Origin of the sequence: Tateyamaria omphalii (assembly GCF_019802125.1) — a bacterium.
Classification (GTDB): domain Bacteria; phylum Pseudomonadota; class Alphaproteobacteria; order Rhodobacterales; family Rhodobacteraceae; genus Tateyamaria; species Tateyamaria omphalii_B.
The window spans coordinates 1,393,374-1,417,438 of the sequence record NZ_JAHVHT010000001.1 but is presented as its reverse complement, the minus strand read 5'-3'; the positions used below and the strand labels follow the sequence as shown (position 1 = coordinate 1,417,438).

Below are 24,065 nucleotides of genomic sequence, written 5' to 3'. Positions count from 1 at the left end.
CTAGCCGTCCTCGGCCCGAAGGAGCAGACCAAGTGCCAAGAGAATCGAAGCAACTGGCGGTGCCCATGCCGCAAGCAACACCGGTATCTGGCCATTTTCGCCCAGTATCTGTGCAAAGCTTCGGATGAAGTACAAGCCAAACCCCAGCAACACCGCAGCCAGCACTGCCGTGCCGGTCCCCCCAAACCGGGTATGGCGCATCGTGAAGGCAGCGGCAACAAGAACCATGCCCATCAGAAAGATCGGGCGCGCCAGTTCCGACTGCATCCAGACCACGTGCTTGCGTGCTGAAAAACCTGCCTGTTCCAATTGTGCGATGAACTCGGGCATATCCCAGATCGAAACGCCTGCCGGGGTGCCGAGACGTTCGCGTATGCTGTCAAGCGTCAGGGTAGAGGGCACTTCGAGAAGCTCGTGTTCGACCGCGTTTGCCTCTGGATTGATTCCGACGGTGAGCGGCCACGCCTTGGCCCTGCGTAGAGACCAGGCGCCGTCGCGCAGCGCAGCGCTTGCAGCCTCGATCCGCCGAATCGGACCTCCGTTGGGCGCATAGGCAACGAATGTAACCCCATAGAGCACGGAGGCATCCGCATTCGAACGGGCCGCCCGTATCACGGTCTGCCCGGCCTCGCTGCCCTGGCGCAGCCACAGGCCCTCTTCTGATATCGACAATGCCGATACGCCGCCAGAGCGATAGGTTTCCGCCAATGTCGCGTAGCGCTTGGACGTCGCAGCGACCATGGGGCCAAGCGTGGTTGTCGCCAGAATGCCGATGATGATCGACACGACAACCGGTCCCGTCAGCGCCCGAAGTGCCGACCGTCCGGCAGCGCGTGTAACCACCAATTCCGATGATCGGGCCAGTGAGACAAAGAGCGCAACAGTGCCCAAGATCATGATCAGTGGCAGGATCTGGTTCAGCGTTTCCGGTACTTTTAACAGCGTCAGGCCGATGCGTTGGCCAAAGCCGACACCGAATTGCGCAAATTTCCGTGTCTGATCGATCAGGTCCACAAGCGCGACCAATGCCGTGAGCACGGCTGCAATCCCGAGAAGTGCGATCGCGAAGCGGCGGGCGAAATACACGTGAAGGATCATGCCGTGCGCCTCCGCATATTGCGCAACCGTGCGCCGCCGCCCGACGCAACCCACAACAGTCCAACGGTCAGACCCAGGCCAATGAGCGACGGCGTATACAGGATCGGCCAGTATCGCGCATCGTCCAGCACGGGTGTCGAGAGCGGGCTCCGCATTCCATCCAGGGCAATCAGCAGCAGGAAGGCGATCACAACCTCGCGCCACGCGCCGAACCGCGAATAGCCGCCGACCAAGAGGGTCGCGAATCCGATCAGCGCGGTGACAAAGCAAAAGGCCGACCGTGCAAACCGGCTGTGAACCTCCTCAGCCACGGCGCCGGGTGTGGTGCCGAACGTTCTCGCGGTTTCATTCCAACCAGCCAACAAGGCGGGTGTGCGCAGGAATTGCAGCGACAGGGAAACTTCGTCATCCCCTGTCATCAGCGGCGATATATCGAATGAAAAGTCTTGAAACTTGGCGGTAGACAGCCGGTTGTCGTTTGTCGAAAGACGCTGCGCCAATCCGTCGACCATGATCAGGGATGTGTTGTCGGTGTTTCTGACAAGATACGCTTCGGCGGCAGTGTATATGACCCGCTCATTTGGCGTGCGTCGGTCCGCGAGGAACACATCCTGCAACACGCCGTCCTCGCTTATCGCCCGCGTGTAGAAGGTCACACCCGGCGTCGGGTTGAGGAATGTTCCCTCGGTCAGCAGGCGCGATGTGACATTGCGGGAAATCTCGCCCTCGCGCTGGTTCAGTTGTTCGCTCGCTGCCGGCACGAGAACATGGCTGAGAACAGACATCATCAGCGCGGAAATCAAACCGAAGACGGCAACAGGCCGGGCCAGGCGCCAGGGTGATGAGCCGGTGGACATCATCACGGTCAGTTCGCTTTCGTTGTTCAGCCGGTTGGTGACGTAGACCGCGGCGGCGAAGGTTGCGATGGGCAGGACCGTCGTTATGAGCCGCGGGAGGCCGAGTGCCGAAAACTCCAGAAACACCAGCGCCGTCTGCCCGTCTCCGATCAAGCGGTCGAACAACTGAACGGCGCGATTGATCCAGAAAACGGACACCAGAACGAGGGCAAAAAAGCCAAAGAGCCACATGAGCTGTGACAACATATAGCGGTCAAATCTGACCAAGGGGACCCCCGGTTGTGGTGTGTTCGTCTTTTTGGACGCGGCAGCGTTTGTCGGGAACCTACCCCAAGGTGCGGTCGGGGAAAACTCCAAAACTGATGCGAAAGCAGACGCGAGCGCTGGTCACCCGGGCGGTGCCGGGTTACGTCTTGGTCCATGACATATTCGGAGCATCCCATGACCGACCTGACCCCCGTCACCTTTATTGCCACCGATCTTGATGCCATTGCCGGGCACGAGGGCCGCGTCGCGGTCATCGTCACGCCCGAAGGCAAGCTGGAGCAGAGCGCGCGGCGCGCCAATCGACTGACCAAGGGCGCTGTGCAGCGCTTTGTGGACAGTGAAGGTTTCGAGAAGGTGAAGCCGGGGCAGGTGACCAGTTTTGCCTGGCCTGTGGGCATGGCGGCGGAGGCGCTGGATGTCGTGTGCCTGGCGCGCAATCACTCGGTGGAGGACGCACGCAAGGCCGGTGCCGCTTTGGGCAAGGCGCGCGGGGGCAAGGCGGTTCTGCTGGCGGCTGACGGTGCCCGCCGCGTGGCCGAAATCGCCTTTGGTCTTGCGATGCGGGACTATGATTTTTCCGCCCACAAGACAGATGCGAAAGACAGCGATACCGGCGTGACGGTCATGTGCTCGAAACCGGACGAGGCTGAGGCGGCCGCTGCTCCGCTGATGGCCATTGCCGAGGGCGTGTTCATGACCCGTGACCTGACCAACGAACCTGCCAACGTACTGACCACCACCGAGTTTGCCAACCGGCTGGTCGAGATGAAGGATCTGGGCCTTGAGGTCGAGGTGCTGGAAGAGGCGGAACTGGAAAAGCTGGGCATGCGCACGCTCTTGTCCGTGGGGCAGGGGTCCGACAGCCCGTCCAAGGTCGTCGTCATGCAGTGGAACGGCGGTGAGAAGGGCGCGGCGCCGCTTGCGCTCGTCGGCAAAGGCGTCGTCTTTGACACAGGCGGTATCAGTCTGAAGCCCGCGGCAGGCATGGAAGACATGACCATGGACATGGGCGGCGCGGGTGTTGTGGCGGGCACCATGCGCGCGCTGGCCAAGCGCAAGGCCAAGGCGAATGTCGTGGGCCTTGTTGGCCTGGTCGAGAACATGCCGTCGGGCAACGCAACGCGCCCCGGCGATGTGGTCAAGTCGATGAAGGGCGACACGGTCGAGATCATCAACACCGATGCCGAGGGGCGGCTCGTTCTGTGTGACGTGATGTGGTACGCGCAGGATCGGTTTGAACCGGCGGGTATGGTAGATCTGGCCACGCTGACGGGGGCGATCATCATTGGGCTTGGTCACGAGAAGGCGGGCGTGTTTTCCAACAATGACGACTTCTGCGATGCCTTTCTGAAAGCGGCAGACAAGGAAAACGAAGGGGCCTGGCGGATGCCGTTGGGCAAGGCCTATGACGAGCAGCTCAAGTCCCGGATTGCGGACATGAAGAATGTGGGCGGACGGCCCGCAGGCTCAATCACGGCGGCGCAGTTCCTGCAGCGGTTCGTCAAGGAGGACACGCCGTGGATCCACCTCGACATCGCGGGCGTGGCTTCGGTCAAATCCGCAACGGCGCTGGCGCCTGCGGGGGCGACGGGCTGGGGTGTGATGGCCCTGAACCGGCTGGTGGCCGACGAATACGAGACGGAGTGACATGGGGGCTGCCTATTTCTACCACCTGACGCGCCGCCCGCTTGAGGACACGCTGACCATGCTGCTGGGCAAGGCCCTCCAGGCAGGTTGGCGTGTGGCCGTGCGTGGGCCGGATGTAGGTCGGCTCGGGTGGCTGGATGAAAAGCTGTGGCTTGGCCCCGATGAGGGGTTTTTGCCCCATGGGCTTTCAGGTGAGCCGCATGATGCGGATCAGCCGATCCTGTTGACCACAGGCGAGGCCGCCAACAATGCAACCTGTGTCATGACCATCGACGGGGCCGAGGTGACGGCCGAAGAAGTGGCCGCACTGGACCGGGTTTGCGTGCTTTTTGATGGCAACGATCCAGAGGCGTTGAACGTCGCGCGGGCGCAGTGGAAGGCGCTCAAGGATGCAGGCGCGTCTGCGCAGTACTGGTCCGAGGAAAGCGGGCGGTGGGAGAAGAAAGCCGAGACCTAGCGGCTCAGCGTCATTTCTCCGCCGAAGATTTCGATGCGGCCCCATCGTTGCAGGTAGCCCATGCCCAAGAGGGACTGTCCAAGCTCACCATCGTTGACCACCGCGGGCACATTCGTGTCCTCGTGCGGTCCGATGATGACACTGTCCAGCCGGACCGGCGCTGTCCGCACCTCGCCATTTGCGGTGGCTGCGCGGCCTAGAAAGTGCAGGTTGGCGGGGTCGAGACCCGCAGCTTCGGCATCCGCGCGGTTCAGCACGATGTCGGTCGCGCCCGTGTCCACGATGAAATCGGTGGGCTGGCCGTTGATGTCTAGGGTGAGATAGTAGTGCCCGTCGAAACTGCGCGGGATCGTGACCGTGCCGCTGTCGTCAAAGCGGGTTTGGTTGGACAGCAGGTCGTCCTGGATGTCGCCCCAGAGGCCCACCACGCCGATGGCTCCGATGAAGATAAGAGCCCAGATAGCGGCCATCTGCAGGGTCTGGCTGAGTTTCAGTTTCGAGGACAGCAGAAACCCGCCCCCAAGGACGAGGGCAAAGGTGCCTAGATAGATCAGTTGTGCAATGCTGTCGCCGCTCATGGAGCTTATATAGGTCGGGCGCGTATGGGTGTCAGCCCGGCATCAGCCCGAAATTGCGCAGACCGTCCAGTACGAACTGGACCGACAGCGCCGCGAGCAACATGCCAAGAAGGCGCGTGACGACCGTAATGCCTGTCTTTCCCAATGCGCGTTCCAAGAGGCTGGAGGCGAGGAAAAGCACGAGGCAGACGCACAGCACCAGTGCGGTGATGGCGAGGACAAGGGCCAGCCCTTCCACCCCCGGTTTCTGGCCTGTGAGCAGGATCACCGAAGCGATGGAGCCAGGCCCCGAGATGAGCGGGATGGCGAGCGGGAAGACAGACGGGTCGTCGTGATCCGTGTCCTCCGACTGGTCCTCGCGCCGCTTGGTGCGCCGTTCGAACAGCATGTCGAGCGCGGTGAGGAACAAAAGGATGCCGCCCGCCACCCGGAAGGCGGGCATAGAGATACCGACGAAACCCAGCACCGCTTCGCCGAAGAGGGCAAAGACGATCAGGATGATCATGCCGATGGCGCAGGCACGCAGCGCGATGGCGCGGCGTTGGCGTTCGGGGACGCCTTGGGTCAGGGCCACGAAAAGTGGGGCCAGCCCGATTGGGTCGATCACCACGAACATGGTCACGAATGCGGTGATGAGGAAGGCGGTGTCGATCATGGTCTTGTTACATTGAGCGCCTTTGGCGCGTTCCATTCTTTATTGGGGCTCTGCCCCAAACCCCGTGGTATTTTCAGTCAGAAGAAACTCAGGCACGCTCTGCGGTTTCGAGTTTTTCGAGGTCCTGCATCCAGATGCTTTCGGCGCGGTCGAGCGCATCCATCACTTCGGCATATTTCTTTTGCCAGACTGCCATTTCCGAGATGTTTTCATCTTCGTAGAGCGTCGGGTCGGCCAGCTTGTCCGCCAGCTTGTCGCGCATCTGGTTCAGCTTTTCGACACGCGCCTCGGATTTGCGCACTTCGGAGCGGAGCGCGAGGATGGCGTCGCGGCTGGGTTTCTTGGGTTTCGGCGTGTCCGCCTTGCTGGTTTTGGCGGGCTTGCCATCGCTGAGCAGGAGTTTGCGGTAGGCTTCGAGATCGTCTTCGAATGGTTTGACCGTGCCGTGCGACACCAACCACAGCCGGTCGGCCACGAGTTCCAGCAGGTGCATGTCGTGGCTCACGAGGATCACCGCGCCGGTGTAGTTGGTGAGCGCTTCGACCAGTGCCTCGCGGCTTTCGATGTCGAGGTGGTTCGTGGGCTCGTCGAGGATCAGCATGTGTGGCGCGTCAAGCGTTGCCAGCAGGAGCGACAGGCGGGCCTTTTGTCCGCCCGAGAGCTGGCCCACCAGTGTGTCCGCCTGGTCCGCCATCAGCCCGAATCCCGACAGGCGCGCGCGCCATTTGGCGGGGCTTTCCGCAGGGCGTTCGCGGCGCAGGTGGTCGAGCGGGGTTTCGTCGACGTGCAACTCATCCACCTGGTGCTGGGCGAAATAGCCGATGCGCAGCTTGGAGGATTTGGTCATCTTGCCCGACATCGACGGCAGTCGGTCGCTGAGCAGCTTGGACAGTGTCGACTTGCCCTGGCCGTTCTTGCCCAGAAGGGCGATGCGGTCGTCCTGGTCGATGCGCAGGTTCAGTTTGCTGAGAACGGTTGTTTCGCCGTAGCCTGTGCTTGAGCCGTCGAGGTGGATGATCGGGGGCGACAACTCTTCGGGATTGGGGAAGTCGAAGCGTTTAAGCCCGGCCTCTTGCGGGGTGGTGATGGGCTGCATCTTGGCGAGCGCCTTGAGCCGCGATTGGGCCTGTCGCGCCTTGTCCGCCTTGTAGCGGAAGCGGTCGACGTAGGATTGCAGGTGAGCGCGTCGCGCCTCCTGTTTCTTGGCCTGGGCGGCCGCCAGCGCCAGCTTTTCGGCCCGCTGCCGGGCGAACTGGTCGTAGGGGCCTTGGTAGTAGGTCAGCTTTCGGTCTTCGAGGTGCAGTATGCTGCCCACGGCGCGATTAAGCAGGCCGCGGTCGTGGCTGATGATGACCACGGTGTGGGGGTATTTGGCGAGGTAGCTTTCCAGCCACAGCGCGCCTTCGAGGTCGAGATAGTTGGTCGGTTCGTCGAGCAGCAACAGGTCAGGCTGGGCAAAGAGAACGGCGGCAAGGGCCACGCGCATGCGCCAGCCGCCGGAGAAGTCGGCGCAGGGTTTCAGCTGATCTTCGTCATCGAAGCCGAGGCCTTTGAGGATCGTGGCCGCGCGCGCTTCGGCTGACCAGGCGTCGATATCGGCGAGGCGGGTCTGGATGTCTGCGATGCGGGTGGCGTCTTCGGTGTCTTCTGCCAGCAGGGCGGCACGCTCGGTGTCGGCGGCAAGCACCGTGTCGAGCAGGGAGGTGTTGGAGGCTGGCACTTCCTGCGCGACGCCTCCGATGCGGGCGCCGGAGGGCAGGGCGATGTCGCCTGATTCCAGTGCCAACTCGCCCCGGATCAGGCGGAAAAGCGTGGTCTTGCCGGTGCCGTTGCGACCGACAAGGCCGACCTTGTGGCCCTCGGGGATCACGGCGCTGGCCCCTTCGAAGAGGGGGCGGCCTGCTATTGCGTAGGTGATATCTGAAATCCGCAGCATAGGCGCGCTCTAGCAGAGGGTCGCGGGGCGTGCTAGCCCCGGCGGATGACCCGGACGCCGCCCCATCTTGTGACCCTTGTTCTGCTGACGGCGCTGAGTGTGCTGACGCTGAACATGTTCCTGCCTGCGCTGCCTGCGATGCGTGAGGCGTTCGGGGTGTCGGAGGCGGTGATGGGCCGGTCCATCTCGCTTTACATGCTGGCGGCAGCGGTGCTGCAGGTGCTGATCGGGCCGTTGTCGGATCGGGTGGGGCGACGGCCTGTGATCCTTGGGCTACTGGTGGTCTACGCGGTGGCCTCGGTGCTGTGCTTGCTGGCGGAAAACATCACGCTGTTCTTGATTGCGCGGACGGGGCAGGCGGTGGCTGTGGGTGGCAGTGTACTCGCCTCTGCCGTGGTGCGTGACTTGTATGACGGGCGTGTGGCGGCGGCGAAGCTGTCACTGATTGCGTCGGCGATGGCGATTGCACCGATGCTGGCGCCGATGGTCGGTGGGGTGCTTGAGACGGCCTTTGGCTGGCGGTCGGTTTTTGTGACTTATGGAGCGCTGGGACTCGGTCTGCTTTTGTGGTGCGCGCGGGACTTGGGCGAGACGCATACACCGGGGCCGGGACGTCGGATGGAGGTTGCAGCGCTGCTGCGCGCACGGCTGTTCTGGGCTTATGTCGGCGTGCAAGCCCTTGGGGTTGGGACGTTTTTCATGTTTCTGACGGGCGCGCCCTTTGTGGCGGCGGATGTGTTCGGTCTGAACCCGGCGCAGATCGGGATCGGGCTGGGGTCCACGACGGCGGGGTTCATCCTGGGTGCCGGTGCATCGGCGCGGCTGGTGCAGCGGGTGGGGCCGATGCGGTTGATCCTGCTGGGCCGCGTGGTGCCGATTGCGGGACTCGGTGTGGCCTTTGCCTACTACGCGGGTGGCGGTGCGCTGGTCTGGCCGCTGTTTCTGAGCACGGTGACCGTGGGCATCGGCAACGGCTTGTCGTTGGCCAACGCCAATGCGGGGGCGCTGTCGGTGCGGCCTGATCTGGCGGGCAGTGCGTCGGGGTTCGGCGGGGCGATTGTGCTGGCTGTCGGCGCGGCGCACAGCTGGGTGACGACGGCTGCGCTGAGTGGGCGGGCGACGGCTGACGGTCTGCTGTCTTTGATGCTTGCCACTCTGGTTCTGGCGTTGATTGCAGCACTTGCGGCTGCGGCCTGGGAGACAAGTGAGACAGGGGTTTCCAAGCCCAAAACCCCGTGATACGGGGGCGCAGAATTTCGCGGCGGGACGGTCCCGGCGCACCCTGACAGGAGAGATCCAATGGCGCTCGAACGCACCTTTTCCATCATCAAACCCGATGCCACCCGCCGCAACCTGACGGGCAAGATCAACGCCAAGTTCGAGGACGCGGGCCTGCGGATCGTGGCGCAGAAGCGCATCCACCTGACCAAGGCGCAGGCGGGCGAGTTCTATGCCGTGCACAAGGAGCGTCCGTTCTACGATGAGCTGTGCGAGTTCATGGCGTCGGCCCCGATCGTGGCGCAGGTTCTGGAAGGCGAAGGTGCCATTGCCAAGAACCGCGAAGTGATGGGTGCGACCAACCCTGCGGATGCAGAGCCGGGGACGATCCGGGCGGAGTTTGCGGAGAGCGTGGGTGAGAACTCTGTCCACGGGTCGGACGCGCCTGAGACGGCTGCGGTCGAGATCGCCTACTTCTTCTCGGGGCTGGAGTTGGTGGGCTAAGCCTGCCGCACTTTCCGTGCAGATGTGATACACCGGCGTGCCCTTTGGGTGCGCCGGTTTTTTGTTGGTTGATGGATGGTTAATGGGCCGTGCGGGCAACGGGTGTTGTTTTTGCGCCCAGTCAAGTTCAAGACCGTTCGGTAGCTGTATGAAAATAAGGCACTTTTAGTTTATTTCGGGGCGGTGACACCCATGCACCACCCGTACACCCCTTGTGCACCCCCTGTACACCGGCCTTGTGCTCTTTGGCCGGAGAACCACCGGATGTGGTATTCGGCAAAGCTTGGCCATTGAGGGTTAAGAGGAGGTGACCGCACCGTGCGCTGCTCGTTCCGGATGTCGTTCAAAATGCCTTCGCAGAAGGGCCACGTTACGGGTGTTGGCTTTCCAGCCGATGTCGAAGAGGTCGCCGATCAACGGAATGGACCCGATCAGCGCGTCGATGCCGATATTGCCGAGCATGCGCGCCTTGAGGACACCGGGCGTACCCATCCTGTGCGCCTGCAGCACGATGTAGCCGGCGGGGCCGAGTGTCAGCGCGTCGCCGATGCCGGGGATCAGGCCCAGAATGCTGTCCCAGCCGACGCGCACGCCGACAACAGGCAACCGCATCGCCCTGTCCATGCTGCGGGCGATGCGGTCAAGCCGGTCGAGTTGTGCCGCTCGATCAGGCATGTTCAGGCGTGCGTGCGATCACCCAGACGGCGTGCACGATGCCGGGGATGTAGCCCAGAAGGGTCAGCAGGATGTTGATCCAAAAGTGTTTGCCGATGCCCACCTGCAGGAAGACGCCCAGCGGGGGCAGAATGACTGCGAGGATGATACGGATCAGGTCCATGATGTCGTCCTTTCGATTGTGCTGCATTTGCACAATCAACAGGGCGACAGGGGTATAGGTTCCCAAAAAATCAGGGTTTGGCGATCACACCGATCTCGTTCAGGGTGCGTTCGAAGGCGCTGAGGTCCTTGTCGAAGGCTTGCGCCTTGATCGCGTCGAAGCGTTTGCGCAGGGCCTTTTTCTCGTCGCCCTTGCAGTCGTTCCAAGGTCGACCCTGAAGCCCCATGACCAGCACGTAATAGCCTATGAAATGGGGGCGTACACCGGTGCGTAGGAGGCGGGCGTAGGTTTCATCCGCGCCCAGCGAACGGACCGTTTCGGCATCGTGAATGCCTGCCTTGGCACAGGCGGCGTCCATGGCCGGGCCAAGGTTGCGGATGGAGGAAACAGGCTCGCTCATGCCGCGACCTTATCCAGCCATCCGGGTGCTGTCACGCGGACTTAGATGCTGGCGTAGTCCGTGATGATCGGGGCCGGTTTGGCCTCTTTCTTGGGTTGTGGCTGCGGCGGTTGCTGCGCGTCCGGTGGGCGTTGTTTGCTCGACATTTCTTCACCTCTTACGTTTGACATTGGCCGCGCGCTTGCGCGGCACTGTCAGCCCAGCACGGGACTGTGCCGTGGCAGTGGCTGAAATGTGGCAATTATGTGGCAGAGTTCAGCGTGTAGCGGGTGGTTTGTGAATAGCGGTGATCTGGTGCGCAGATCACGTTTGGGAAATGCGCGTTGTTGACTGCATCGGGCCATCCCTGCGGCTCCAGCGCGATGCCGGACAGCGGCGCGATCTCGGCCTGAGGGATGTCGGGCAAAAACGCACCGGAATAGGCCTGTAACCCGGGTTCGGTGCTGTCGATTTTCAGGCGGGAATGCGCTGTGGTCAATTCGGCCATCGGGCGCGGGTCCGGTGCGCGGGTCGTCGACACGCAGAAGTTATGGTCTGTGTCCTTGTCGATGGCACGCGGTGTGCGGTGGTCGAACGGGGTGCCTGCGACATCTGCGATGTCGCCTGTTGGCAGGTTGGTGTTGTCCGTTGGCAGGTATTGATCCGCATGAATGCGCAGGCTGTGGCCGCCGGTGACCCGCCAGTAGGGGTGATGGGCAATCGAGGCGGGGGTAGGCGCGTCTGTTTGCATCCAGATGTTGACGGTCAGCGTGCTGCGCCACACGGAGTATTCAAGGTCGATGACCCGGTTGCCGGGCAGGCCGCCATGTCCGTCCGGCAGATGATATTGCAAACACAGGCGCGCCGGGTGCTGACCGGTGACCGTCCACTGCATCCGGTCGAGGCCATCGGGCCCACTGTGAAGCGCTGTGATCCCGACTTCGTTGCAGGGCATCTGGTGGATGACGTTGCCCATGGGAACCTTGCCGCCGCGCACCCGGTTTGCCAAAGGTCCCACTATGGTACCTCCATAAGCGTCGCGCAGGGCTGGAGTGACCGCATCATCGACGTCGAGGATCAGGTTGGGTCCACCATCGAGCTGCAGGCTGCGCATCCTTGCACCGTCGGGGTCGAACGTGGCCGTCAGGCGGTCGGAATGGATCGTGTAGGTCTTGGTCATCGGCGCACCATGGCGCAGGTCTTTTGCCCATGCAAACGGGTCTGTGCCTAGAGGTCGTAGCGTTTGCAGACCAGTCCGTCGGGTTCACGGTAAGTGCGGAAGCCCATGGCTTCGTAATAGGCTTGGCCTTCGGCGTTGGTGGCGCCGATGGAGGCGTCGATGGAGGACAAACCGGCATCGCGCGCCGCCTGCCGTGTGATGGGAAACAGCGTGCGTCCAACACCGCGCCGTGCGGCCGAGGGGGCAATATGGGTGCCGATGATGCCCCAGCCCGGCTCGACCCCCCATTGGTTGCCGGACTCTGCCAGTTTCAGGGATTGGAAGCCGAGGATCGTGCCATCTTCTTCGGCGACGGTCAGGCGGATCCTGTTTTCGCCGAGGATGTAGTAGGTGCGCACGTGGTCTGGGTCATCGGGGCTGGTGCGTTTGCCCAGGGCGGTCAGTTCCTGCAGGAACGCGCTCATCTGCTCTACGTCGTCGAGAGTGCCATCCCGTGTGATCATGTCCGTCCGCTCCGCTGGGTTCGGCACAGGTTTAGGGCAGGGCGCGTCCGAGTGCAAAGCGCCTTGCGCGGTGCTGCGGCGGGGTGGCATGACGGTGCTTATGACAGACAAGCCCATTTCTACCCATGACGCCGCCGCCGATGACCGCAACGATCATATCCTGATCTATGTCGACGGGCAGATCGTGCCGCGCGATCAGGCCGTTGTGTCCGTTTATGACAGCGGCTTCATGCTGGGGGACGGGATCTGGGAAGGTCTGCGCCTCTATGACGGGCATATCCCGTTCTTTGACGACCATCTGGATCGGCTGTTCGAGGCGGCCGCCTATACCGAGATCGACATCGGCTTGGACCGGGATGGGCTGAAGGATGCGGTGTGGAAAACGTTGCAGGCCAATGAGATGCAGACCGATGTTCATGTGCGTCTGATGGTGACGCGGGGGCGCAAGGCCAAACCGTTTCAGCATCCGCACCTGAGCCTGTGGGGCTCGACCATCGTCATTATTGCCGAGCACTCGAAACCTGATGAAAGCGTTGTGGAGCGCGGCATTCGCCTGCACACCGTGCCGCATCATCGGGGCCTTCCGCTGACGCAGGACGCCAAGCTGAACTCGCATTCGAAGTTGAACTGCATCATCGCCCTGAACCATGCGGTGCGGGCGGGGGCGGATGAGGCGCTGATGTTGGACCCGTTCGGGTTCGTGAACACGACGAATGCCTGCAACTTCTTCATCGTGAAGAAGGGGGCGGTTTGGACGTCGACCGGGGATTACTGCATGAACGGGATCACGCGGCAGAAGGTGATTGATCTGTGTCGGGCGGAGGGCATTCCGGTGTTCGAGCGGAACTATTCGCTGGTCGATACCTACGCGGCCGACGAGGCGTTTTTGACTGGCACCTTTGGCGCCCAGACCCCTGTGTTCGAGATTGACGGGCGCGTGATCGGCGGTGGTGCTGCGGGGCCGGTGTTTTTGAAGTTGCGGGCCGCGTACAAGGCGCTGATCGCGAAGAGCAGGTAGTGGACATTGCCCGGGTCGGCGCTTTGATCGGGTGAACGTTTGGTGGGCCGAAACTGAATTGTGCAGGCCGTATGGATCGTGGCTCAAAGTTGAAACACAGGGAGCGGGTGCTGTTTCGACGTACCGACTAGAGGCGGAGCGCGGTGCGTTTGGCGGACAGGATGGAGAGATTGCATATCTGTCCGGGGAACAATTCAGCCCGTGTATCACCCGTTTTGCGGAACCCGAGCGTGGCATAGAAGGCAAGGGCATCGTGGCTTTCGGTGTAGACATGTAGCTCCACCACAGTGTCGTCGGGCAGGTCCGCGCATAGAACCGCCATGATCCGACGCCCAAGACCTGTGCGCTGCAGTTCGGGCGCCACGTAGAACCCCCATACGTAAAAAGTGGCATGACGCAGGACCCCGACGCCCATGCCGAAGAGCTGTGTGTTGCGCCGCGCAGTGACGAGGATACGATCCTCTACATCATTGGCCAGGATGTCCGCCGCCTGCACCTGTTCCAGATGCGCCAGCATTTCGGAGGTGACAAAAGCGGGGTATGCGGCGACGAAACAGCGCTTGAGAAACGGTCGTGCCTCGGACAGGGAAATCCTGTCCCGTGCAACATTGATGGGTGCGTCAGATGTCGCGTGTTTCGACATGCGCAGGTCTCCGGCCGCTCAGATGTGTTTTGAAATCGGATATCTGATGCCTGTGCAAACGGGTTTTACCCGGTGCGGCTGAACCATGCCGAAGCGCCTTCGGTCGTTCCGTCCGATGGAGCGAAGCGTGGTTCATGATGGGGGCGGTTGCCGTGAATGGCATACGGTCCGGCGGGGCTTCATGTCGCGATGACACGGTAGGTGCCTGCTTGGGCGCGTGTGTAACAGCAATTGGCTCAGTCCCAGCGGCCTTGAAACGAATATGCGGCTGAGGCAGGCATCGCAGCGATGCTGACGCTGCGTGCCCACCATTCAGAATTGGCTTTTGACCTGTCTACATCTTGAAAAGCTGGATGTTGTCGATGCGTGTGACGCCATTGGGTTCCTTGTCTCCGACGTCATTCGGGTCGACGCCACCGCCGTTGATCAGGCCGACATGCAGTTGCGGGTTGAGAGAGGGCACGAATGTTTCCGACAGTATGGTCCAGTCTTTGCCGTTTGAGCCATGGTAGACGCGGATCAGGCCATCAATGCGGGCAATTTTCAGCCATTCGCTGGCTTCGCGCGCCACGGATTGCAGGGGCGTCTTTACTCCGCCGATCTGCCTGTGGGTCATCAGGTTCGCGCTGGCTGTGATGTAGGCGGCGACGGCGTCGCTTTCGCTGTCCGGGCCGTTCGCGATCATCAGTCCCGCAAAGCTGTCAGGGCCGGTATAATCGACATTTATGACCCTCGCGAGGAGTTCGAAATCGCCGGTGACAAGCTTGTTCGTGAATTGCAGGCTTTTCAGTCCGTTCTCGTCGAAACCCGCGCCAGTGCCCGTGAGTTTCACAATGCTGTTTGCAATTGTCGCCGTGCCCTGGCGACCTCCGATCTGTGTCCGGCGCCAGCGCCAGTCTCCGTCAACCTGCTCATCCGTTTCGGCCAACTCGGGCAGGGGGATGCCGGCCACATCCGTCTTGATGCTGAGCAGTTTCAGATCATGCGCCGCCGATGTGTCGCCCGCGTTGGACCAATAGCCCAATCCGACAATTGCAGCCTTTTCACGCAATGCGCGTTCATCGTGACCGCTCAGGCCATAATCCGGGAAAACCTGCGTTTTGTATCCGGTGATGTCGCCCGAATACATGCGATACACCTGTCCGTATCCCTTGTGGTGCATCAGTGTCGTAATGCCGTTCACATCGGTGACGATGGACGTGTCGTTTGTCGCCTCGAGTGGATCGGGCTGAACCGTTGACCAGACCTTGATGCGATCATCGTAGAGGCGAAAGCTTCCTCGGTCGAAACCGGAGTCCGTCATCGTGTTCATTGTGCCGCTGGTCATCACTGGCGCCCCGGACATGCTGGCGGACACGTGGACTTGAGTGAAAAAACCATCCGCATTGTCGCCGAGGGTGTATACGATGTCAGCCTGTCCCGGACCGGGGTCGACCCGCAGTGGCAATTCGTCTATTGCGCTGCCGTCGCTGCGTTCCCACGAGGCGCCGCCATCGTTGGATCGTGCGTATACGATATGCGTCGCCGCTGGCCCGTCGTTGTTGTTCACGGCGCTGGCGATATGGATCGTATTGTCGAAATCGATCATCATGCCAGACAGATAGCCCTGGTACCCCAAGCCATCGTTGCCATTGTCTTCCCACAGGAAAGCGCGCGGCGTGAAGTCGAAGTAGGCGCTGTATGCCTGTTGATCGATGTCGCCCTCGATCGCGGTCCAGGTTTCTCTTTCGGGATCGTATTTATAAAGGCCCCACGCACTCAGTGGATAGCGAAAGGGCGTCGTTTGACCGAGGTTCTTGCGCGCGCGCATATAGAGCTCCGCGTCCATACCGGACTTGAAGGCGGTGTATGTGAACCCGGTCCCGTCCGGTGCACCGTCACTGGCGCGCCCTTTGAAGTCGAACTGTGAGATGTCGCCGGGTTGGTTGCTGCGCCACAACAGGATGCGCTGGCCGCGATACTTTTCGGGCAGCTCCTGTTCTGCGGTCGAGTTTCCGAGACCGGTGTAGCGGTGCATGTTGCCGGCCACGTGGAGATAGCCCTGACTGTCCACGCCGATTGAAAAATTGTGGTGGTCATCTCGTGTGACTTCGAACGCGTCATCGGGTTCCAGTCTTGCTTCGGTCACGGTGCCGTCAAGGGCGACCTTTCCGATGATGGGAAACAGGTTTTCGTCGACGTAGACGAAATATGTCTCGCCGCGGAAGGTCACCACGGATGGCATTTGCCGCAGGTTTTTCACGTCGGTCGAAAATGAACCTTCGGGGATGGTATGCAGCACTTCGGTGGTGATCGTTTCGCTGTCGGCCTCCAGCGTGCCGGAACGGATTGGTCCGACCGGGGGCGAGCGCATTTCAAAGCCGCTATAGGGGTCGGTAAGCGCACATTCCACCAGTGTGCCCACATCTGCGGCGCTGGTTCGATAGGATCGAAGCCGTTCGGAAAGACCTGCAACGCGTTCGCCGTCCCGGTAGCAGGAGAATGCGGCCGTGTTCCCGATGTCACCGATGTAATCCAGACGCAATTCCTGATTTTGCCGTGCAGGCCCAAGCAGCCTTACGTTTTCGAATGGCTTGACCGTGATCGGAAGGCGCAGCGGCGCCGCGGTTGATGTGTGGGCCATACAGACAAGGACGGGAAAGACAGTGACATGCTTGAGCATGGAAAACTCCGAAATGTGGGAAGGGTGGGTGGCAAAACGGTTTTGTAGTTTTGGCAATCCGCCGGGTTCGATGCCGCATGGCGTATCGATTGTCGGGCCTGACAATAGGAACCGATGAGGCGGAGCTATGAGGAAATGGCTACAAGCAGTTTTGATCTATTGCGCCTGACCATCTGATCCGGCGGGAATATGACGTGGTTGTATCAATGCAGCGCGTTGCTTCAATCGGTTTTGAACCGGAAGAGGCGGCAGAGGTCCGTCCTACGCAGAAACTTGCCGAGGACACTGTGCAGGTTGGTGAAACCCGGGAGCCGCTGTGTGCGTGTTGTATCGCAGTGGTTGGTCTGCATGGCGGATGCCGTGATTGTTTCCCCCGACATAGGGCGCATTCAGAAGCAGAAACTCGATTCCGAAACGCTCTTGGTTGCGACTTTTGCCATTTGCTGGCCAAGGGCCGTCGGGCAGACCGCATCACTGAGGCGAAGCAGAGGCTCGGGCCCCGGGATCACCACCTGTTTCGTCCTCAACCGTACCGGGTACTGATGGGAAGAGGCGGGGGCCGGAATACGCGGCTGTGAATGACGGGCACTGACCGCAACCTGTTCGGGCGCAACGGGCGGCTTTTTTCGCTGCGCAAGCGATCATCCGTGTCGGATTGCGATCACTGGTCAGCTACGGCGCTGAACGGGCGGTATGTCATGCGCTGTTTCAAACGAGCAACACAAAAACGGCGACTTACTTGCGTAAAAGACATTTCCATCGCGTTGCGATACTCGTATAACGAGCAACAAGACCCTACCGTATTGTACCGAGCGGCGCTGATCTCACATTGTTCTTCAGCCCTTGCTTTCCTCAGCTTGTTTTTTGCTGCGCCTTGTCGGCATCCGATGTCGTTTGGAGTTCAGAGATGAAAATATTGGCTGTCGATGATGACGCTTCGATCCGCGAATTGCTTCCGATGATTCTGGGGAAAGTCGGGTACGACAACGTGGTCGTTGCCGCATCGGCGAGTGAGGCACTTAGCGCCGTTTCAGAGGCCGAAGAGCGGTTTGAGTGCTTTCTGCTCGATATTCAGATGCCACAGCAAAGCGGTGTCGAACTGTGCGCCGACATTCGTGAAATCGAGGCATATTCGCACGTGCCCATCATTATGCTGACAGCAATGAACGAACGGGATTTCGTCGAACAGGCCTTTCAGGCGGGAGCGGACGACTATTTGACCAAGCCGTTCAACATTTCGGAGGTTGGCCTTCGGATACGGCAGGTCACGGCGCGCAATGGACAGGCTTCCCGGGTTGAAATTGCGAAACCCGCCAGCATTCCCGCCGCGTGTTCGTTCGAGAACACGGTGGCATTGCAAGGCGTCAAAGGGCTGCTCCAGCCGCTCGCCTTTTCGAACTATGTGCGCCAGTTGTCCCGATCCGGCTTGCAGGCGACGCTTTTTCACGCAACCAGCGTGTCGAACGCACGAAAGCTCTACGAGACGCTTTCGGAGGCGGATTTCAAATATGCGATCTCCCATGCCGCGGACACCATTCTTGGTGTGCTGTCGCGCTACAACGCACTGACGACATATCTGGGCAAAGGTGTGTTCCTTTCCAGTTCAACCGCGATGAACACCCGACCTGCGATCGAGCTTGAGAGCGAGATACAGGGCGTATTGGATGAAAAGAACCTCGTCTCCGAGCAGGATTTGCCCATCGATCTCGACATAGCTGTTGGTGCCAGCGTTTCGCCGCTGTCAAATGGCGATATTGATTTCGAAGATCTGAAGTTCCGGACCACTGCGCGCGTTGACATGCGCATCAAGGAAATAATCGACGCGCCAAGGCCAATCGAAATACGCAGGAACGTGCGCTAAGCTGGTGTAGTCGCATCATGCGAAGTCGTACGGCGGAACTCTACGGAAAACGCGGATCCTTGCCCGGGCGTGCTTTGCACCGAGATCGCCCCGCCCTGAATTTCAACAAGGCGCTTCGTAATGCTCAGGCCCAATCCGGTTCCGACCTGCATGGTGGGTGACGGGGTTTCGAACTGTGCAAAGGGTTCGAAGATATGGTGTTGCTGGTGTTCGGAAAGCCCTTGGCCGTGATCTCGAACAGTAAACCGTATGCGGTCCTGTGCTTCGGCTACAATGAGTTCGACACGCCCCTCCGGATCCGAGAATTTTGCGGCGTTGGAGATGAGGTTTGCGGCAATCTGCTGGAACCGAGCGGGATCGGTGCGGCACAGCATTTCCTGTTCCGGCAGGTCAAAGCTGTATGTGACATTGCACTTGTCGACATAGGGTTGATTGAGTTCGGCGGCTTGCCTGACCAGATGTGTCATGTCGACAGATTGCAAATGCACGGCCATCTCTCCGGCGGAGAGCTTTTGCATGGTCAGGATGTCATTGATCAGCGCGTTCAGCCTGTCCCCATTCAACCGCATTATGGACAAAAGCCGATGCGTCGTCTCGGGCGCGTCTGCGGGAATATCGGGCACAAGCAGGTCCAGCGCCGCGAGGATTGATGTGACGGGTGTTCGCAATTCGTGGCTGACGGTCGCCACGAAATCCTTTTTCATTTCCTGCAGAAAGCGACGCTCTGTGATGTCGAAAACCTGCGTTATGAAATGCTTGGGCTCGCCCAGCACGTCGCGCACAAGTTTGACGGTCACCAGTCCCCAGACGAACGCGCCGTCTTTTCGAATATATCTCTTTTCCCGGGAATAGACGGACTGGGTCCCCGACAGCAATTCGGTGGCCTGCCTGATATCTTCGGGAAGATCGTCAGGGTGAATGATGTCGCCGGCTGGTTGGCCGATAAGCTCGTGGTCTTCGTAACCCACGAATTGGCACAACGCCTTGTTCGCCTGAACGTACAGTCCTTCGAGATTGACCGTGCCCTTGCCGACGGGTGATTCCTCGATCAGGGAGCGAAGCTGTCGTTCACTGGAGCGCAACGCCTCTTCCGCGTTCTTCCGGTCGGTGACGTCTGTCTGGGCGCCGATGATCTTTTTGGCCTGCCCGGACTGATCACGGTCAATGCCAATTGCGTCGGACATCATCCAGCGCCATCCGGTCCCGGATCGGTTTTTGACCCGATACTCGGACAGCGTGCTGGTGTTGGGGTTGGCAATGCATTCCGCATCCGCTTGCTGTGTGCGGGGCAGATCCTCGGGGTGAACCCGGCTTTCCCACTCCGCCTGAAAGTCGATGTCCTCGTCGGGCTCAAGACCCATCAGCTCTTTCCACGTGTCAGACACGATGGATTTTTGATTGACGACGTCGACCTCGAAAACACCGATATTTGCGCCGCGTACGGCGTGGTCCAATCGTGCAAACACGGCCAGATGCTCATCTTCGCGCTGTTGTTGAGACGTCAGATCGCGCACCGCTATGGTATAAAGAACCTTGCCATTTTCGGACCAACGTTCGACATTGAGCAGGGCAGGGACGGTCTGACCCGATGTCTGGCGCACAAGGACACGTTCGATCACGAAACGGTCTTCTGCACGGTCTAAGAGATCCAGGACGGGCGTCTCATCACCCGTCGCAATGTGGTCGATAATGCTGTTCCCATGCAGGTTCTTTGCTGGAAAGCCTGTCAGACTCCGTGCAGAGGCATTGGCAAACGAGATTGTGCCGTCCTCGCTCACCACAAGGATCGGTACGGGTACGGTATCCAGTAGTTTCGTGGAAAGCTGATCCATGCCACTCGATTGATTGTGATCAGAAATGCCTCTGGAACCAGGACCGGCGCCCAGGACGTTCCCGCCATAGTAGCGGCAAGCGCGTCGTCAGGTCCAGTGACATCCGACCATGTATTCAGCAAATGCAGCCGGATGTGTGCCGGAAAGCTGCGCCGGCAGGGAAGGGGTGCGTGCGGCGGCAGTTCTTGTGCTCAAGACACCTTAAAACCATTGTTTACAGCGGCTTTGTTGTTGCGCTGGTTTCTAGGTCCGATAGTCGCCGTAGTGCTTGTCGAGATGCGCACGCAATGCGATGAGCCCGTTTTTGAAGACCTGGTCGCGGCCAATCCCGATCCTGAAGTGATCTGCCGGTGTGTCGCCCAGATCGCTGGCATAGATCGATGAGGGCAGCAGCAGAACACCGCTTTCCTCAATGAGCTTGCGGCAAAACTCTTCCCCTCCGTCCGGGCCCAAATACCTTGGAAAGGCGACGCAACCGCCCATTGGTCGCGACCATTCGAAAAGGTCGGGAAAGTCGAGCAGCATGTTTTCGAGTGCCAAGAGGTTTTGCGTCACGATTGCTCGGTTCCGCTTCAGGATCCCATCCCGTGACCGCAGTGCAATCAGTGCCAGCATTTCTGATGGACCCGAGTTGCAGATGGACAGGTAGTGCTTGTACCGCTCGACCTTTTGCAAAAGGTCCGTGTCCTGCGATGCGATCCAACCGATGCGCAAGCCGGGCAGGCCATAGGCCTTGGACATCACGTTCAGCGATATGCCCTTTTCATACAGATCCGCGACCTGCGGCATCTGATCTTCGGGATCGATTTCAACTCCGCGGTAGACCTCGTCACTCAGCAGATAGATACCGTGGTCCCGGCAGAGTGCGATCAGTGCATCCAGATCGTCTCGGGCCAGGAGCAATCCGGTCGGGTTGTGTGGAAAGTTGACCGAGATCAGCTTGGTATTCGGGCGGATCGCATGTTTGATGCGGTCGATGTCCAGCCGCCATCCCCCTTTCTGGTTCCGACCCGGGGTGTGATCCATCGGCACACCGGTGACCTCGCAGATCGAAAGCGGGATGGTTTCCGCCCCCTGGTAGTTCGGCGTCGGTACGATCACGTGATCGTCCTTGTCCAACAGCACACGGGGGATTGCATAGAGGGCCTCGCCAGCGCCTGCATGGCACAGGATGTTTTTGTCGGTCATGGTCTCGTAGGTGGCCGCAATCTCGTGCCGGAGGGCAGGGGCGCCCCATGTCTCGGTGTAGCCGAGCCACAAATCATCAAACGCGGCCCGGTCCTCTGCCGATGCAAGTGCCAGCAAGTCGGATAGCGTCATGCTTTCAAAGTCCGAAGCGGTCATGTGATGCTTTGCTGTGAATTCCCACTTCGAGAAATACACTTCCAGACCGAAATCGCGCATTTTGCGGGGGGATGCGGGCGTGTTCACTTGGTCACCTCGTTTTCATTCGACTTTGCAGCGCGCAGCAGCCGGCCCGTGAAGTTCGGAGGGCCTTTGCATCGTTTTCATTGGCTCGGTGTGGTTGCAAGTCCTGATGCCTCATATTTGGCCACGGTTTGAGACGCGCGGCCTGTGTTCAAAGTGGAAGAGATTGCCCATTCTGCATCGGCAGCGAGATGATCTGACCGTTTGCGGCTTCCGCGTCCGCCGCGTCATGGGTCACCATAAGCACCGGAAGCCTGGCTGAGCGCGCACGCTCAAAGACCAGACTGCGGACCTGCGCCCGCAAACCGATATCCAGGCGCGAAAATGGTTCGTCGAGCAGAAGCGCCTCGGGTTTTGACAGGAGCATTCGCATCAGGGCGACACGTGCGCGTTGCCCGCCGGACAATGTCGCGGGATCGCGATCGGCAAATCCCGCAAGTCCGATTTCGGTCAGTGCCCCGTGTACCTGGTCACTGCGGTTGGGTGTCCCCTTGGGCAAGCCGAACCCGATGTTCTGGCCGACCGAAAGGTGCGGAAACAAGAGGTGGTCTTGAAACAGGATCCCGACCCGGCGCTTTTGTGGTGGCAATCCGTTCAGCATGCGACCGTTCAGTGCAATTGTCCCATCGCAGCGAAACGCGGAGGGCAGTGTCCCTGTAATCGCGGCCAGCACGGTCGATTTGCCGATGCCGGATGGCCCCATGAGGCTCAGCACGTGGCCGGGCGCAATCTCTGCCGAAATGGACAGCAGCGGAGTGCCATCGGCATAGCGGATCGCAAGCTGATCAAGAACAAGCCCACGATCACCCATGTCGCATTTCGCCTCTGTTTCTGTAGACAAGTCTAGGCACGACAAGTGCGATGGCAAATGGCAGCCATGCCGCCCCGGTCAGGGCGAGGGTCCAAACGCCGATGGCCCGTCGATCCCCGCCGGAGAACAAGGCAAGGGCTTCGGTGGTGAGTGTGCTGACGCGTCCGCCTGAAATGAGGAGTGTCGCGAGGTATTGCCCGACCGACACGGCCATTCCGACCGCCAATGCGGTCAGGATTGGTGACAACAGCAATGGCAACCGAATGCGCCACAACGCCCCCGTTTCGCTGACACCCAGCGTGGCGCCGAGTGTGGCGTAGCGACTGTCCAGAGAACGGAAAGGTTCTGCAAGCGTGAGAAAGACATAGGGCAGCACAAAGACCACATGTGCAAAGACGACCGGGACGATGCCCCGTGCCGCGCCGATGTGAAGCAAAAGGATTTGCAGACCCGGCAAGAAGGCGATTTGCGGCAGGATCAGGGGCAAGTAGATCGTCAGAAGCGCGGTTTTGCCGACAGTTTTGCCACGTCGTATCTCGGTCTCCAGACATCCGATGACAAGGACCAACGCGATGAATGCCGTCGAGAATGCCAGCGCCAAGGTGACAAGGGTGACGTCCAAGACAGATCCCCCATGGCGTGCCCATGCCATCAGGGTGAAGCTGTCCGGCAATGCCTCGGGAAACCGCCACCGTCCGGCAAATGACCAGACAGATTGCGCGAACAGACCACTGAAAACGATGCCACCCACGAGCATTGCAATCCCGAGCCCGACACCCCGTGATGCGTAGTCACGCGCGCCGACACCACGGTCTCCGCTCTCGACAGCCCGCGTGGCAAGCCCGGCAGCAAACCGTTCGCCACAGCGCCACATGGCAATGGCGGCAACAACCAACACAAGTTGCACGAGTGCCGCTGCGGCCGCCTGTGCGCGCAGGCCGAGATCCGGGTCCGTCATCCATTGCAATACAAGTACGGCCAAGGGTGGGGGCCTGCTTGGCCCCAGCACCACGGCGATGTCGACGTTTGACATCGCATAGGCAAGCACGGCGTAAACGGGCAGGCGCACCTGCGCGTAAAGGGAGGGCATGACCGCAAGGACCCAGCCCCGCACCTTGCCGTAGCCAAGCGCCTGGGTGACCCTCATGCTTTGCGCAGCCCGGATTTGCGGCAAGGCCGCCAGCGAAACCAGCAAGAGGAAGGGCAACTCCTTGCTGAGCAGCCCCAGGATCAACGTCCATCCGCCGGGGTCGTTGAGGATGAGCAGATCGGGCGGCCGGTCCCAGCCGGTCAACCAGGGCGTCGTCAAACGTGCGAGCCATCCCGAGGGGGCCACCAGAAAGGCCAGGCCAAGTGCTGCTGCGGCATGCGGTACGGACAGCAAAGGCGACAGCACTCTTTCCATCATGCGAAAGGCCCGGGTGTCATGCCATCCTGCGATCAACAGGAAGCATCCCGCAAGGGCGCCCAAAGTTGACACAACCCCGGTCTTTATCGACAGCCAGATCGCTGTCCACACACCCGGCTCGACCATCAACTGCCGCCATGGATCGACGGAAAACGCATTCGACCCGTCCGCACGCAGCCCGCCGAAGGCTGGCAGGATCGTTCCGATCAAGCCGGCCAAAATCGGGCCAAATAGCAGTACGATGGTCACGGTTGGTGCCATGGCCCAACCAACACCGGGCTTCAC

Annotated in this window: 22 protein-coding genes; 6 read left to right on the top strand and 16 right to left on the bottom strand. The window is 60.5% G+C overall.

Annotated features, from left to right (window positions below):
• Both lptG and lptF read right to left on the bottom strand, forming a co-directional pair.
• Nucleotides 1–1,098: an LPS export ABC transporter permease LptG gene (gene lptG, locus KUV51_RS07080; protein WP_222520848.1), complete on the bottom strand. Its 1,098-nt coding sequence runs from the start codon at nt 1,096–1,098 to the stop codon at nt 1–3.
• Nucleotides 1,095–2,222, bottom strand: a complete 1,128-nt coding sequence (gene lptF / locus KUV51_RS07075) for an LPS export ABC transporter permease LptF (protein WP_222520847.1) — start codon at nt 2,220–2,222, stop codon at nt 1,095–1,097. Before lptF ends, lptG begins: the two co-directional genes overlap by 4 nt.
• Nucleotides 2,223–2,396: 174 nt before the next feature.
• On the opposite strand from lptF, the gene KUV51_RS07070 reads away from it, so the two are divergent.
• Both KUV51_RS07070 and KUV51_RS07065 read left to right on the top strand, forming a co-directional pair.
• Nucleotides 2,397–3,869 (top strand): leucyl aminopeptidase, encoded by a 1,473-nt coding sequence (locus KUV51_RS07070; RefSeq protein WP_222520846.1) that lies wholly within the window; start codon nt 2,397–2,399, stop codon nt 3,867–3,869.
• Between the two features lies 1 nt (nt 3,870).
• The gene (locus KUV51_RS07065; protein ID WP_222520845.1) at nt 3,871–4,326 is read left to right on the top strand and encodes a DNA polymerase III subunit chi; all 456 of its coding nucleotides are present in this window, start codon (nt 3,871–3,873) and stop codon (nt 4,324–4,326) included.
• Here the strand turns inward: KUV51_RS07065 and KUV51_RS07060 are convergent.
• The 3 genes from KUV51_RS07060 to KUV51_RS07050 all read right to left on the bottom strand — a co-directional run bounded on the left by KUV51_RS07060 (nt 4,323) and on the right by KUV51_RS07050 (nt 7,495).
• Nucleotides 4,323–4,904 (bottom strand): TIGR02281 family clan AA aspartic protease, encoded by a 582-nt coding sequence (locus tag KUV51_RS07060; protein WP_222520844.1) that lies wholly within the window; start codon nt 4,902–4,904, stop codon nt 4,323–4,325. The two genes, KUV51_RS07065 and KUV51_RS07060, sit on opposite strands and share 4 nt — an antisense overlap.
• A gap of 31 nt (nt 4,905–4,935) precedes the next feature.
• Nucleotides 4,936–5,559: a MarC family protein gene (locus KUV51_RS07055; protein WP_222520843.1), complete on the bottom strand. Its 624-nt coding sequence runs from the start codon at nt 5,557–5,559 to the stop codon at nt 4,936–4,938.
• 88 nt (nt 5,560–5,647) lie between these two features.
• A complete protein-coding gene (locus tag KUV51_RS07050; RefSeq protein WP_222520842.1) occupies nt 5,648–7,495 on the bottom strand; it encodes an ABC-F family ATP-binding cassette domain-containing protein in 1,848 nt (615 codons plus the stop codon).
• Between the two features lie 45 nt (nt 7,496–7,540).
• On the opposite strand from KUV51_RS07050, the gene KUV51_RS07045 reads away from it, so the two are divergent.
• On the top strand, nt 7,541–8,734 hold the full coding sequence (locus KUV51_RS07045) for a multidrug effflux MFS transporter (RefSeq protein ID WP_222520841.1): 1,194 nt from the start codon (nt 7,541–7,543) through the stop codon (nt 8,732–8,734).
• Between the two features lie 60 nt (nt 8,735–8,794).
• On the top strand, nt 8,795–9,217 hold the full coding sequence (gene ndk, locus KUV51_RS07040) for a nucleoside-diphosphate kinase (RefSeq protein ID WP_147104679.1): 423 nt from the start codon (nt 8,795–8,797) through the stop codon (nt 9,215–9,217).
• Nucleotides 9,218–9,514: 297 nt separating this feature from the next.
• Here the strand turns inward: ndk and KUV51_RS07035 are convergent, their stop codons facing one another.
• The 5 genes from KUV51_RS07035 to KUV51_RS07015 all read right to left on the bottom strand — a co-directional run bounded on the left by KUV51_RS07035 (nt 9,515) and on the right by KUV51_RS07015 (nt 12,207).
• The gene (locus tag KUV51_RS07035) at nt 9,515–9,892 is read right to left on the bottom strand and encodes a DUF4112 domain-containing protein (RefSeq protein WP_222520840.1); all 378 of its coding nucleotides are present in this window, start codon (nt 9,890–9,892) and stop codon (nt 9,515–9,517) included.
• Entirely contained in the window at nt 9,885–10,055 is a 171-nt protein-coding gene (locus KUV51_RS07030) for a YqaE/Pmp3 family membrane protein (RefSeq protein ID WP_076627211.1), read from the bottom strand. The genes KUV51_RS07035 and KUV51_RS07030 overlap by 8 nt, the downstream gene beginning before the upstream one ends.
• A gap of 70 nt (nt 10,056–10,125) precedes the next feature.
• On the bottom strand, nt 10,126–10,455 hold the full coding sequence (locus KUV51_RS07025; protein ID WP_222520839.1) for a TfoX/Sxy family DNA transformation protein: 330 nt from the start codon (nt 10,453–10,455) through the stop codon (nt 10,126–10,128).
• Nucleotides 10,456–10,696: 241 nt separating this feature from the next.
• Nucleotides 10,697–11,614: a galactose mutarotase gene (locus tag KUV51_RS07020; protein WP_222520838.1), complete on the bottom strand. Its 918-nt coding sequence runs from the start codon at nt 11,612–11,614 to the stop codon at nt 10,697–10,699.
• A 47-nt stretch (nt 11,615–11,661) separates the two neighbouring features.
• A complete protein-coding gene (locus KUV51_RS07015) occupies nt 11,662–12,207 on the bottom strand; it encodes a GNAT family N-acetyltransferase (protein WP_261385677.1) in 546 nt (181 codons plus the stop codon).
• A gap of 10 nt (nt 12,208–12,217) precedes the next feature.
• On the opposite strand from KUV51_RS07015, the gene KUV51_RS07010 reads away from it, so the two are divergent.
• Nucleotides 12,218–13,135: an aminotransferase class IV gene (locus tag KUV51_RS07010; protein WP_222520837.1), complete on the top strand. Its 918-nt coding sequence runs from the start codon at nt 12,218–12,220 to the stop codon at nt 13,133–13,135.
• Between the two features lie 127 nt (nt 13,136–13,262).
• Here the strand turns inward: KUV51_RS07010 and KUV51_RS07005 are convergent, their stop codons facing one another.
• Nucleotides 13,263–13,778, bottom strand: a complete 516-nt coding sequence (locus KUV51_RS07005) for a GNAT family N-acetyltransferase (RefSeq protein ID WP_222520836.1) — start codon at nt 13,776–13,778, stop codon at nt 13,263–13,265.
• A 334-nt stretch (nt 13,779–14,112) separates the two neighbouring features.
• Nucleotides 14,113–16,440: a BNR-4 repeat-containing protein gene (locus tag KUV51_RS07000; protein WP_222520835.1), complete on the bottom strand. Its 2,328-nt coding sequence runs from the start codon at nt 16,438–16,440 to the stop codon at nt 14,113–14,115.
• A gap of 874 nt (nt 16,441–17,314) precedes the next feature.
• Here KUV51_RS07000 and KUV51_RS06995 point away from each other — a divergent pair.
• Nucleotides 17,315–18,301 carry a response regulator transcription factor gene (locus tag KUV51_RS06995; RefSeq protein WP_222520834.1) on the top strand — a complete coding sequence of 329 codons (987 nt, stop codon included), beginning with the start codon at nt 17,315–17,317 and terminating at the stop codon, nt 18,299–18,301.
• Here KUV51_RS06995 and KUV51_RS06990 read toward each other — a convergent pair.
• The 4 genes from KUV51_RS06990 to KUV51_RS06975 form a co-directional block, all read right to left on the bottom strand.
• A complete protein-coding gene (locus KUV51_RS06990; RefSeq protein ID WP_222520833.1) occupies nt 18,298–20,133 on the bottom strand; it encodes a PAS domain-containing sensor histidine kinase in 1,836 nt (611 codons plus the stop codon). The two genes, KUV51_RS06995 and KUV51_RS06990, sit on opposite strands and share 4 nt — an antisense overlap.
• 243 nt (nt 20,134–20,376) lie before the next feature.
• Entirely contained in the window at nt 20,377–21,477 is a 1,101-nt protein-coding gene (locus tag KUV51_RS06985) for an aminotransferase class I/II-fold pyridoxal phosphate-dependent enzyme (protein ID WP_261385676.1), read from the bottom strand.
• Nucleotides 21,478–21,712: 235 nt separating this feature from the next.
• Nucleotides 21,713–22,372, bottom strand: coding sequence for an ATP-binding cassette domain-containing protein (locus tag KUV51_RS06980; RefSeq protein ID WP_222520832.1), 660 nt, complete (start codon nt 22,370–22,372; stop codon nt 21,713–21,715).
• The gene (locus KUV51_RS06975; RefSeq protein ID WP_315898799.1) at nt 22,365–24,065 is read right to left on the bottom strand and encodes an ABC transporter permease; all 1,701 of its coding nucleotides are present in this window, start codon (nt 24,063–24,065) and stop codon (nt 22,365–22,367) included. Before KUV51_RS06975 ends, KUV51_RS06980 begins: the two co-directional genes overlap by 8 nt.